The organism is Agrobacterium pusense (assembly GCF_013285525.1).
In the GTDB taxonomy this organism is placed as follows: Bacteria; Pseudomonadota; Alphaproteobacteria; order Rhizobiales; family Rhizobiaceae; genus Agrobacterium; species Agrobacterium pusense.
Genome location: NZ_CP053856.1, coordinates 255,780 through 268,579, shown reverse-complemented (window position 1 = coordinate 268,579; position 12,800 = coordinate 255,780). Strand labels below are relative to the sequence as shown.

The following is a 12,800-nucleotide window of genomic DNA, read 5'->3' as shown; positions in this document are numbered from 1 at the left end:
AAGGGCGGGGAATAAGGCAGTCGGAAGGGGCGCCACACATTTGCGTGAGCGCCGCTTCCGGATTTTCACATCAGGCGGCGAGGTCCACGACGATACGGCCGTCGATCTTGCCCTCTTCCATGCGGTGGAAGATATCGTTGATGTTTTCGAGCTTATCCCACGAGAAGTGAGCCGCCACCTTGCCTTCGCCGGCGAAGGTCAGCGCCTCCTCCAAATCCTGTCGTGTGCCGACGATGGAGCCGCGCACCGTGATGCGCTTCAGCACCGTGTCGAATACCGGAATGGAGATGAAGCCCGGCGGCAGGCCGACAAGCGCCATGGTGCCCTTGGAGCGCAGGAAGCCATAGGCCTGTTCCATGGCCTTCGGCGATACCGCGGTCACCAGCGCACCATGGACACCGCCGGTCGCCTTCTGCACCTGCTCCACCGCGTCAGGCGCACGGCCGTTGACGACGACATCGGCGCCGAGTTTTTTGGCAAGCGCCAGCTTGTCATCGAAAATATCGGCGGCAACAACATGCATGCCCATGGCCTTGGCATATTGCACGGCCATATGGCCAAGCCCGCCAATGCCCGAGATGACCACCCATTCACCGGGCCTGACTTCGGTTTCCTTCAGACCCTTGTAGACGGTGACGCCGGCGCAAAGGACAGGTGCGGCCGGGCCGAAATCGAGATTATCCGGCAGGCGGCCGACGAATTTCGGATCGGCAAGACCATATTCGGCGAAGCTGCCGTTGACGGAATAACCGGAATTCTTCTGGCTCGGGCATAGCGTTTCCCAGCCCGTGCGGCAGGGGATGCAGCATCCGCAGGCGGTATAAAGCCAGGGCGTGCCGGCGCGATCACCTTCCTTGATGCCGGTGACGCCAGCGCCGATCTTTGCGACATAACCGACACCTTCGTGGCCGGGGATGAAAGGCGGGTTGGGTTTGACCGGCCAGTCGCCGGTCGCGGCGTGCAGGTCGGTGTGGCAAATGCCCGTCGCCTTGTAGTTGATGAGAATTTCACCGGGGCCGGGATCCGGTATCGCCACTTCCTCGATGGTCAGCGGTTTTCCAAATGCGCGGACGACTGCCGCTTTCATTGTCTTAGCCATGACATACTCCCTAATCTCTGCTCGCCCGAAATCCTCGACGGCGAGGCAGAGATTAACGGGGATGGGGCGTCATGGAATTGACCCATCGCAAATCGCACCATTTTGCAGGCCGGGATTGTCTCACTTATGAAGCAACCTCACGGTGCTGATTTACTCCAGCGCCAACCATATGGCGAGCCATCCCCACAGGCAGACGACCAGCGCAAAACCAATACCAAACAATGCGCCGCGCTGACGCAGGCGGTTGCTGGTGACGTGGACATAGGAATGCGCATAACGCGAAAGCACAAAAAGCCATGCCAGGACAACGGTCACGATATTGTCCGCATCCGTGATGTAGAGCAGCAGGCAGGCGATGTGAAACAGGACCGGCACTTCGAACTGGTTGGCGATGTTGCGGTTCACCAGACGGCTTTCGCGTGCCTCCTCGCCGTGATCCCGGAGGCGGATCGCCGATTCGCGATCCTTGAATGCATATTTGTTTCGCCGAACGATCAGAAGCGCGTAAAGCCAGAAGACCAGAACGACATGGGCGATCATCGGCCAGAACATTGCGGTCGTGGGTGACATGCTTTTCTCCAATCATGAAAACGCTCCCCGATCCGGCATGAATCGGGGAGCGCCAAATAACTAGCCTATCTTTTTACGGATTCGGCTCGAAAGATCAAACCGCGCCGGGGTAGTTCGGGCTTTCGCGGGTGATTGTCACGTCATGGGCGTGGCTTTCGCGCAGGCCAGCGCTGGAAATGCGCACGAAAGTGGCGCGTTCCTGGAATTCCTTGATGTTGCTGCCGCCAACATAACCCATGGCAGCCTTCAGTCCGCCGGCCAGCTGGTGCAGAACGCCGGAGACCGGGCCCTTATAGGGAACCTGGCCTTCAATACCTTCAGGCACGAGCTTCAGTGTGTCGCGCACTTCAGCCTGGAAATAACGGTCGGCAGAACCACGCGCCATGGCGCCAACGGAACCCATGCCGCGATAAGCCTTGAAAGACCGGCCCTGATACAGGAATACTTCGCCCGGGCTTTCATCCGTGCCGGCAAGCAGCGAGCCGATCATGACAGCCGAGGCGCCGGCGGCGATCGCCTTGGCCAGATCGCCCGAAAACTTGATGCCGCCATCGGCGATGACGGGGATATCAGCCGCGTTGGCGACTTCAACCGACGACATGATCGCGGCAAGCTGCGGCACGCCGACGCCGGCGACGATGCGGGTGGTGCAGATGGAGCCGGGGCCGATACCGACCTTGACGGCGTCCGCGCCGGCATCGATCAGAGCCTTGGTGCCGTCGGCAGTGGCGACATTACCGGCGATGATGCGAACCGAGTTCGACATCTTCTTGACCTGAGAGACGGCATCCAGCACGCGCTGCGAATGGCCGTGCGCGGTATCGACAACCAGAAGGTCGACGCCGGCATCTATGAGGCGCTCGGCGCGCTCGATGGCGTCAGCACCAACGCTGATGGCGGCAGCGGCGCGAAGGCGGCCCTGCGCATCCTTGGTGGCATTGGGGTTCAGCTGCGACTTCTCAATGTCCTTGACGGTGATGAGGCCGACGCAATTGCCCTTGGCGTCCACCACCAGCAGCTTTTCAATGCGGTGCTTGTGCAAGAGGCGGCGTGCTTCCTGCTGATCGACGCTGCTTTCCTTGACCGTGACCAGGTTTTCGCGGGTCATCAGTTCGTAAATCTTCTGCTGCGGATCGGAGGCGAAGCGCACGTCGCGGTTGGTCAGGATGCCAACGAGGCGGCCGTTCTTGTGGCCGCCGGCGCCGCCGTTTTCAACCACCGGGATGCCGGAAATGCCGTGCGCCTTCATCAACGCCTGTGCTTCTGCAAGCGTCGCATCCGGGCCGATGGTGACGGGGTTGACGACCATGCCGCTTTCGAACTTCTTCACCTGCCGGACTTCTTCGGCCTGTTCGATAGGGGTCAGGTTGCGGTGGATGACGCCGATGCCGCCGGCCTGGGCCATGGCAATCGCGAGGCGACCTTCGGTGACCGTATCCATGGCGGAGGAGAGAATTGGAAGGTTGAGATCGATATCGCGGGCGATGCGGGTGGCGATATTCGTCTGTCCCGGCATGACTTCGGAATGTCCGGGCTGCAGCAACACATCGTCAAATGTGAGAGCGTCCAAACCAGTGGGTGTTTGAATGATGCGTGCCATGACCAAATTCCTTCATACTGAAAATGCGTGGCCGCTCCGGAACGAAAAGTTCACCCCGGCGCCCTGCAAGGATTGCTTGGAAGTTGGCGAGGGCTGGTAACACGTTCATGACAGGAAGGGAATAGAAAAAACCCGGAATCGGCTTCCGGGCTTTTCCTGTTGCTGCATTGCAGCAGATATCAGATATCAAACTGGTAAGATTTCGGCACGAAACGATAGCCCGTATCCAGCTTCTCTGCGTAACCGACAGACGGGAAAGGCATATGGTAGCCGAGGAAGGGCAGCCGGTCGGTGGCAATCATGTCGAAGACCTTCTTGCGGGTCGCAGCGGCTGCCGTCTTGTCCATGTCGAACTTAACCTCCCAGTCAGGTCTCTGCAGCGACAGGACGAAATGATTGGCCGTATCCGCCGTCAGGATCAGCTGCTTGCCTTCCGATTCGACACGGAAAATCATGTGCCCCGGCGAATGGCCGAAGGCTGCGATGCCTGTGATGCCAGACACCACATCTTGACCGTCGCCGATGAAGGTCGCCTTTTCGGCCAGCGGCTTCACGTTGGCGAGAACACCCTTGTGACCGCCCTCTGCCGGCGTGCCGACGCGCTTTTCATCCGTCCAGAAATCATATTCCGTCTGGCCGAAAACATAACGTGCCTTGGAAAAGGCCGGCGCGCCCTTCTCCATCAGGCCGCCAATATGGTCGCCATGCATGTGGGTCAGCACCACCACTGTCACATCTTCAGGTGCGTAACCGGCGGCTGCCATGCCCTCGATCAGGCGACCATTGCCCGCACCGCGCCCGGCCTCACCGAAACCGGTGTCGAACAGCACGAGGTCGGACCCTGTATTGACGAGGACGGGGGAGAAGGAATTGACGAACTGGTCCGTCGGCAGAAAATTGTCTTCCAGCAATTTACCGACCGTCTCGGCCGACTGGTCTGTGCCGAAGGTCTCGCCGGGATTGGGGGCCGCGCGCGCGCCATCCTTCACCACCAGCACTTCGAAATTACCGAGCTTGAAGCGGTTGGTTTCGGGCGGCATGGCGTGCTCTATCTCCATCGAGGTCTGCGGCTGGTTGGTCTGGGCATTTGCGCTGCGCGCCATCAAAAACGGCGCGCCGAGAACGCTCGCGCCGGCCGCACCGATGAGGCCGCGTCTGCTCATGTTCAAGGATTGGGTCATCATCTTGTCTCCGATATCGCCAACTGGCCGTGATTGCCAACTGAACTCACCCAACGGACAATAGAGCGAGAAAGTTGCAAGGAAACCGGCCTCACGCAGGTTTGATCGGAACATCAGAAATTGGTAATTAACGTGTTGGCAAGCCCGCTTATCAGGCGTAGGACGGACGGCGATATCCCTTGTCGCAGCGGAAAGCCGCAGGCAGCCTCATGAACCGCATCATTCCCCTCATCCTGGCAGTCGCTCTCTTTATGGAGCAGATGGACTCCACCGTCATCGCCACCTCGCTTCCGGCAATTGCCGCAGATCTCCACGTCGGCCCGATTACGCTCAAGCTGGCTTTAACGGCCTACATGGTGGCTCTGGCGATTTTCATTCCCATCAGCGGCTGGATGGCCGACAAATACGGCGCGAAGAAAATCTTCCGTTTCGCCATTGGCGTCTTCGTCGTGGGGTCGATCTGCTGCGCGGTCTCGTCTTCGGTGTTCGAATTCGTACTCTCGCGTTTCCTGCAGGGTATGGGCGGAGCGATGATGACACCCGTGGGCCGCCTTGTGCTTTTGCGCACGACGAAGCGCAGCGAACTCGTCTCCGCCATGGCGCTGCTGACAATACCGGGGCTCGTGGGGCCGCTGACCGGTCCGCCCATCGGCGGTTTCATCACCACCTATTTTTCTTGGCACTGGATTTTCCTGATCAATGTGCCGATCGGCATCATCGGCATCTGGCTTTCGACGATCTTCCTGCCGGAAATCGAAACCACCAACCCGCCGCCAATGGACGGAAAGGGTTTCGTGCTGTCCGGCATCGCCGCCTCCGGCGTGGTGTTCGGCCTCTCCGTCGTCAGCCTGCCTGCGCTCCCGCCAGCCATCGGCATCGCATCGACCATCATCGGTTTCATCTGCGGTTTTCTTTATATGCGCCACGCTGCGCACCACCCCGCCCCCATTCTGGACTTTCGAATTTTCCAGAACGCGACCTTCCGGGCCGCCTCCGTCGGCGGCACCATCTTCCGCATCTCCACGGGCGCCATTCCCTTCCTGATGCCGCTGATGCTGCAGATCGGTTTCGGATTGAACCCGTTCCAGTCGGGCATGATAACTTTCGCCGGCGCCATCGGGGCGATCACTACGAAATTCATGGCCAAGCGGGTGTTTGCGGCGACCGGATTCCGCTCGACGCTGATCGGCGCGGGCATCGTCGGCGCGTTCACGACGCTCGCCAACAGTTTCTTCACGCCGGAAACGCCATACCCGTTGATCATGATCTTTCTTGTGACGGCCGGATTTGCCCGGTCCTTCTTCTTTACCGGATCGAACGCGCTCAGCTATTCCGATATCGAGGACAGTCAGGCGAGCCAGGCAACGTCCATGGCCTCCGTGCTGCAACAAATCAGCCTGGCGCTCGGCGTTGCATTCGCTGCCTCTATTCTGGAAGTCAGCAGCATGATGTCGGGCACGCATCTGCAGCTCGCCGATTTCCACATCGCCTTCACCATCGTCGCGCTCGTATCGCTCTTCGCCATCGTGCCGATCATCCGCATGGACGCACAGGCGGGTGCGGCCGTTTCCGGCCACCGCGGCAAGGTCTCGCAACCGGCGGAGTAATCAATCTTTCGAGGCCTCGTCGGCTTCAGATGCACCCGCCGCCTCGGTCTTGCGGCCCTTGAAGTGTTTGGCAAGCAGGAACATTTCCACCGATTCCGAGCGTGACGACGCCGGCTTGATGTGGAGAACCTGCTTGAAGTTCTTCTTCAGCATATCCAGCAGCTGCTTTTCCGTGCCGCCCTGGAAGGTCTTGGCAAGGAAATGGCCACCTTCCGCAAGCACCTGAACGGCAAAATCGGCCGCGACTTCGCACAGATGCATGGTGCGGATGTGGTCGGTTTTCTGGTGCCCGGTGGTGGGTGCTGCCATGTCCGACAAAACAAGATCGGGCGTGCCACCAACGGCCTCCATCAGCTTTTCCGGCGCGCTCGGGTCGAGGAAGTCGAGTTGCAGAATTTTCACGCCGGGAATGGGATCGATCTCGAGGAAATCGATCGCTGCAACGCGGATATCGTCCTCGGTCGAATCCGTCACCTTGGCGGCGATCTGCGACCAGCTTCCGGGGGCGGCGCCAAGGTCGATGATGCGGGTTGCCCCCTTCAAGATCTGGTGCTTGTCGTTGATTTCCAACAGCTTGAAGGCGGCGCGGGCACGATAGCCTTCCAGCTTGGCGCGCTGCACATAGGGGTCATTGATATGACGTTCGAGCCAGCGGCGCGACGAGGCCTTGAGCTTGGTCTTCTTGACCTTCTGGCCGATCTTGCGGCCGGTGCGATTGGTGCTTGTTGGCGCCTTGCTCATGTCAAACCTTCCGTCCTGTCCTGCCGTACCATCTGCATGCGCCTTATGCGGTTGCGCCGCCATGCGCCGTCATCCGCCATCATATCCGTCAGCAGGCCTTCGCGCAGACCGCGATCCGCCACGCGCATTCGGCGCGCCGGCCAGCGGCGGCGAATGGCCTCGAGAATCGCGCAGCCGGCGAGAACCAGATCGGCCCGGTCAGGCCCGATGCAGGCATTGGCGGCGCGACCGGCGAAATCCCATGCCAGCAACTTGTCCTGCATCGCCGTCACCTCGGCATCGGAAAGCCAGAGACCATCCACCTTGCGGCGATCATATCGCGGCAGATCGAGATGAACGCCCGCAAGTGTCGTCACCGTGCCTGATGTGCCGATGAGGTGAAAATCCTCGTGATGCGTTTGCGGCGCGAGCGGCGGGCAATGGAAGGCGTCGAGCAGGCCTTCGACTTCCCGCACCATCGCGGCAAAAACGTCAGGCGTCACATCACGGCCGCCATGGCGTTCGGAAAGCGTGACGACGCCGACGGGCAGCGAGGTCCAGTGGGTGATGTGGTTGGCAAGCCGGTTCGAGCGATTCTCCCCGACCTTGATGACGGCGATCTCCGACGATCCGCCGCCGATATCGAACAGCACGACGGAACGCGCTTCACGGCCGACGAGGGAGGCGCAGCCCGAAACCGCAAGGCGGGCTTCCGTCTCGCGGCTGATGATTTCGAGTTTAAGCCCCGTTTCCCGCGTAACACGCGCCAGAAATTCCTCGCCATTCGACGCAGCGCGGCAAGCCTCGGTGGCGATGAGCCGCATGCGCCGGATCGGGCGGCCGGAGAGTTTTGCGGCGCAGACCTTGAGTGCTTCAACCGCGCGGTCCATCGCATCATCGGAAAGCCGGCCGCTCGATACCAGCCCTTCACCCAGCCGCACGATGCGCGAAAACGCATCGACCACCCGGAACTGGCCGGGCCGCGTCGGCTGCGCAATCAGCAGGCGGCAATTGTTGGTGCCGAGATCAAGCGCGGCATACATATCCGCCGGCGCGTCCGGGCCATGCTCGTGCTGCCGCCCTGGGTGACGGGCTGATGTTTCCGATTGCTGCCGGTGCTGGTCCTGCGCGGAGCCGCCGGCGCGACCGTTCTGCTTGCCGACGTGTTTCGGTACATGGCTGGGGACAAGCGGGCGGCCCTGCGGATCACGTCCGCGTGGATCGCGATGCCCGCGTTTGCGGTTACGCGACTTACGCCCGCCACCGGGTGGTAAGGAGGATGGATTGGCCGGGTCAATTGCAGCTGAAGCCTGCACCTGTACAGGGGAAGCCGCAGATGCCGGCTGAGACGCGCCCTTGCCTCGAGAACGCCTGCGACGTTTTCTCTTGCGCGGCTCGGCATCCGGCTCGAGCGCCGATACATAGGAGGAACCGGCCGGAACATCCGCGGCAACATCATGCAACAACACAGAGGCGTCACGGGGCTTACCGTCACGCTTGTGTTTCTTGCCACGACGGGAACGCTTCGCTTTCCCTTTGTTTGCCACCGACGCCCCTTGTTCCGACGGCTTTGGGCCGTTTCCGGGGTCGATCACTGTCTTGTCCATTTCGCCGCGCACAAGCGTAGACGCTATGCTGCAGGCTTTCATAAGGTTTCGTTGGGCAGACAATACCAGCGCAAGAGATTTTAGCCAAATGGTTTTTGCCGGACTGAAACCGCAGGGCCCCTGACACGACCGCGCGCCGTGTGACCGCAAAGATTATTTTTCGGGAAAACGGGATATCTGACCAGCGGCGGAACAGACTTTCCCCTCTCCCGGTAAGTCCTTGTGACATATAAACTTACTGGGAGAGGGGAATGGTACGGTTGAGTGGGGTCGAACCACCGACCTCAGGTGCCACAAACCTGCGCTCTAACCAACTGAGCTACAACCGCACATCAAACGCCAATGCGGCGCCACGGGGGGTCACATAAAAGGTGTTTTTCCCATTTGCAAGTCCCTATCCGAATTTTGCGAAAAAAGGCAGCGAAAGGCAAGCGCTTTTCCAGCGCGGGCTGACACCGGAAAGCCGGCATTGAGGCTGTTGATGTTAACTCTATTTGGTGATTCATAAGCCGGGCGGTGGACCCGGCGACCCTGTGAAGTTATTTAAAATTCTGTTAACGTGATGCCTCGGCGGGTTTACGTTTCGGTTTCATGAGGAAGCCGGGAGCCCGCAAGGTCCGGTAGTGCCAGAATAGGTTTCGACATGCCCGCCGTCCAGTATCCCTTTATCGATATCGCAGTGCATGAACGGGTGCGTGAAGGTTTCGGGCGCGGTGAAGCGATGGCTTTGTTCTCGCTCGATCTTGGACATGTTCTATGGGCCAATGGACGCGGCGCTGCCCTGTTTGGCACGCTGATGGTTTATGACTTTCTGGAACAGGGACCGAAGCGGCAGGACGTGACGTTCCGCCAACTGGCGGCCACGGCGGCGCGACTTTCAAAGACCGGCGACAGCCTGCCCTTCACGATCCGCATCACCTCCGGTTTCCGCAGCATTGCCGCAACTGCGCGCGCGGAGATCATTGAGGCCGAGCCCGGCCAAACCGCGATACTCTTTTCTGCCCGCGCCGATCAGGCCGAGCCCGACATGGCGGAATGCGCCCGGCGCATGATCGAAGGCTTCGACGACCCCGATATCCATATGGCAGTCACCGATGGCGACAACCGGATCGTTGCCGCCTCGCCCGGCTTCTCTACACTCGGCATCACCCCGCATACGGCCAGAACACTGGTCGGAATGGCGGCGCGCCAATCGGGGCATCTCGTCAAACGCCCGGTACCCACCGGAAAGGGTTATCTGCCCGCAGCCGCCGGCCAAATCACCACCACGCCCGAACTCAACCTGATCTTCGTGGTCGAAACCGCACTGGGCACACTCGACCCCGTTAATGGTTTTGCCGAGGACAAGCCGCAGGACGTCCCGGTCGCCGAGCCTGCGTCCCCGGTTGCAGAGACGGCGCCTGTTGTCGCAACGGCTGCTTCTTTCGACGCCGTTCTCGATGCTGTTGCAGACATCGAAGAGGTGGAAGACCCGCAGGAGCAGCCGTCCGACGCGGAGGAAGAAGCGGTATCCGGACAGGATGAAGACAGGCTTCTGCCCTTTGCGGAAGAGAAGCCGGAGGCCCCCGCGGCGCTTTTCACGCAGGACGCCGATGCGGCTGCGGACGTGGCGATGACTGACGACATTGCCGATCTTTTTGAACTGGATGAGGATGAGGCGGAGGCGCCCTTCACCAAGAAGACGGACGACGAACCCGCCGAAGAGGCTCTCGATGCGGAGAGTTTCGTCGCAAAGGACGAGATAACCGAAAACGCGGCATCCCCGGTTGCGCCACCGGCGGACGAGGATGCTGCAATCGAGACCGAAGCAGTCGAACAGGCCCAGCCTTTTGCCTTCAACGCGGGCGCCCGTGCATCCCGTTTCGTCTGGAAAATCGACGCTGAAGGACGGTTCAGCTCCATTTCTCATGAATTTGCCGAGGCCGTGGGTGCCAAGGCGGCTGCGGTGGAAGGCATGGGCTTTGCCGACGTTGCGGCCCTGTTCAATCTCGATCCCGACGGCAAGATCCGTGAGCTTCTCGGCCGCCGCGACACGTGGTCGGGCAAGACAATCCATTGGCCGGTGGAAGGCACATCGCTGATGGTGCCGATCGATCTCGCCGCCCTGCCTACCTATACGCGCTCACGGGAATTTGACGGTTTTCGCGGTTTCGGCATCGTGCGCCTGGCCGACGCCACAGAAGACCCGCACGCCATCGGCCTTACCTTCTTGAAGGGCGAAGAGTCTGATCCGGCGGAGGTTTCTCCGGAGCCAACCGTCGACAGCACGAGCCATGAATTGCTGGCCTTCATCGATGAGGATGACGATGCGGAGGACACTCCCGGATCGGCTACTGACGATGAAATCCCGGCCGCGGAGGTCGGAGCGGCAGACGATGCAGCGGACGACGTTTCGACCGACGAACAGCATCATGATTATACCCCGCCCGAATTCGAAGCCCCGGCAACTGCACCGGAACCGTCTTCCTCCGACAAGATCGTTCGTCTGGAAGAGCGCCGTTCGCGCTCCCGCGAAGGCCTGACCGCCGGTGAGCAGGCCGCCTTCCGCGAAATCGGCCGCGCCCTGGCGCCAGCGGATACTGCTTTCGAAGACGACCGGGAAACGGATGCGGAAACCGTTTCCATCGATTCGGACACGCATGATATTAAACAGGACATGGATGCGCATGCGCCTGACAGCGCACCTTCCGAGACTGACCTTAAGGCCACGGCGCCAGCGCAGGACGACGATCTTTTTGCCGACTATGTTCGGGGTGAACAGCCTGCGGCCGTCAGCGAACCCGTAGCGGAAAGCGGTTCGGACGAAATGCAGCAGCAGGCCGTCGCCGAAGAGCGGCCGGTTGCCGAAGTCGCGGCAGCAATGGTCAGTCCTGTACCTCGCCCCGCCGACGCGCTGACGGCCGAGACGCTGGACCAGATGCCCGTTGCCCTTCTCGTGCACGCCGGCGACAGGCTGATCCACGCCAATCCGGATTTCCTGCGGCTGACGGGTTATGACTCTCTGGCCGAACTAGAAGAAGTGGGTGGGCTGGAAGCCCTGCTGCAGAGGCAGGAGCTCGAAGACATGCCTGACAATGAAGGCGGCATGGTGGTTGTCAGCGCCGAAAACGATATCATTCCTGTCAGAGCGCGGCTGCAATCCATCCGCTGGGAAGAGACGAAGGCGCTGATGCTTTCTCTCGTTCCGCTGGAAGAAAAAGCAGCGCCGGTTGCCGCCGCCAATGAAAACACTGCGGCGCAGAGCGCGCAAGCCGGCAGCATCTCCCTGCTTCAGGGCGAAGTCGAGGAACTGCACTCCATTCTTGAAACGGCCACTGACGGCGTGGTGCTTTTGGGCGACGAGGGCGAAATCCGCTCCCTCAACCGCTCGGCCAGCGCGCTGTTCAACTATGACAATGGCGAAATTGCCGGCAAGCCTTTTGTCACGCTTTTTGCCCATGAGAGCCAGCGCGCCGTGCTGGACTATCTCTCCGGTCTCGCCAATAACGGTGTTGCGAGCGTGCTGAACGATGGCCGCGAAGTGATCGGCCGTGAAGCATCCGGCGGTTTCCTGCCGCTGTTCATGACCATCGGGCGGCTCAAATCCTCACATGGCTATTGCGCCGTAATCCGCGACATCACCCAGTGGAAGCGCACCGAAGAAGAACTGCGCAACGCCAAGCGCGCGGCGGAAACCGCCAATGCCCACAAGACCGACTTCCTGGCGCGCGTCAGCCACGAAATCCGCACGCCGCTCAACGCCATCATCGGCTTTGCGGACATGATGGCGACTGAACGTTTCGGGCCGATCGGCCATCCGCGTTATGTGGAATACGCCAATGATATCGGCCGTTCCGGCCGGCATGTGCTCGATATCGTCAATGATCTCCTCGATATATCCAAGATCGAGGCGGGGCAGATGGATGTCGACTTCATCGCCGTCCCGCTCAACGAAACGGTGGCCGAAGCGGTCTCGCTGGTGCAGCCGCAGGCAAACAACCAGCGCGTCATCATCCGCACGGCGCTTGCGCAATCCGTGCCGCAGATCGTCGCCGACCTGCGATCGATCAAGCAGATCGTGCTCAACATCCTGTCGAACGCCATTCGCTTCACCCCGTCAGGCGGGCAGATCGTTGTATCCACCGCCTATGAGGCCAATGGCAGCGTGTCGCTTCGCATCCGCGACACCGGTATCGGCATGACGCGGGCGGAACTGGAACAGGCGATGAAGCCGTTCCGGCAGGTGGCTTCTTCCGGCAAACGTGTACGCGGTGACGGCACCGGGCTCGGCCTGCCGTTGACCAAGGCCATGGTGGACGCCAACCGGGCGAATTTCTCCATCACCTCGACACCCAACGAAGGCACGCTGGTGGAAATCACCTTTCCGTCACAGCGGGTCCTTGCCAACTGAGGTCATGCGGGCGTAGCAATGCGAAA

At 60.7% G+C, this 12,800-nt stretch carries 8 protein-coding genes and 1 tRNA gene; 2 read left to right on the top strand and 7 right to left on the bottom strand.

Annotation, left to right across the window (positions count from 1 at the left end):
* Positions 1-70: 70 nt before the first annotated feature.
* From adhP to HQN82_RS01255, 4 genes are all read right to left on the bottom strand, one after another.
* Positions 71-1,099, bottom strand: coding sequence for an alcohol dehydrogenase AdhP (adhP, locus tag HQN82_RS01270; protein ID WP_004440101.1), 1,029 nt, complete (start codon positions 1,097-1,099; stop codon positions 71-73).
* Positions 1,100-1,249: 150 nt separating this feature from the next.
* Positions 1,250-1,651, bottom strand: coding sequence for an MAPEG family protein (locus tag HQN82_RS01265; RefSeq protein WP_034496309.1), 402 nt, complete (start codon positions 1,649-1,651; stop codon positions 1,250-1,252).
* A gap of 112 nt (positions 1,652-1,763) precedes the next feature.
* A complete protein-coding gene (gene guaB, locus HQN82_RS01260) occupies positions 1,764-3,269 on the bottom strand; it encodes an IMP dehydrogenase (protein ID WP_004440097.1) in 1,506 nt (501 codons plus the stop codon).
* A 179-nt stretch (positions 3,270-3,448) separates the two neighbouring features.
* Positions 3,449-4,450 (bottom strand): MBL fold metallo-hydrolase, encoded by a 1,002-nt coding sequence (locus tag HQN82_RS01255; protein ID WP_004440094.1) that lies wholly within the window; start codon positions 4,448-4,450, stop codon positions 3,449-3,451.
* A gap of 209 nt (positions 4,451-4,659) precedes the next feature.
* Between HQN82_RS01255 and HQN82_RS01250 the strand changes: the two genes are divergently transcribed.
* The gene (locus tag HQN82_RS01250) at positions 4,660-6,057 is read left to right on the top strand and encodes an MDR family MFS transporter (protein WP_004440092.1); all 1,398 of its coding nucleotides are present in this window, start codon (positions 4,660-4,662) and stop codon (positions 6,055-6,057) included.
* Here HQN82_RS01250 and HQN82_RS01245 read toward each other — a convergent pair whose 3' ends face one another.
* The 3 genes from HQN82_RS01245 to HQN82_RS01235 all read right to left on the bottom strand — a co-directional run bounded on the left by HQN82_RS01245 (position 6,058) and on the right by HQN82_RS01235 (position 8,713).
* Positions 6,058-6,798 (bottom strand): RlmE family RNA methyltransferase, encoded by a 741-nt coding sequence (locus tag HQN82_RS01245; protein ID WP_004440090.1) that lies wholly within the window; start codon positions 6,796-6,798, stop codon positions 6,058-6,060.
* Complete coding sequence (locus tag HQN82_RS01240) at positions 6,795-8,426, bottom strand: Ppx/GppA phosphatase family protein (protein ID WP_162699356.1); 1,632 nt, start codon at positions 8,424-8,426, stop codon at positions 6,795-6,797. The genes HQN82_RS01245 and HQN82_RS01240 overlap by 4 nt, the downstream gene beginning before the upstream one ends.
* Before the next feature lie 210 nt (positions 8,427-8,636).
* A tRNA-His gene (locus HQN82_RS01235) sits at positions 8,637-8,713 on the bottom strand.
* Between the two features lie 314 nt (positions 8,714-9,027).
* Between HQN82_RS01235 and HQN82_RS01230 the strand changes: the two genes are divergently transcribed.
* The gene (locus HQN82_RS01230) at positions 9,028-12,774 is read left to right on the top strand and encodes an ATP-binding protein (protein WP_112766145.1); all 3,747 of its coding nucleotides are present in this window, start codon (positions 9,028-9,030) and stop codon (positions 12,772-12,774) included.
* The last annotated feature ends 26 nt before the right edge of the window (positions 12,775-12,800 follow it).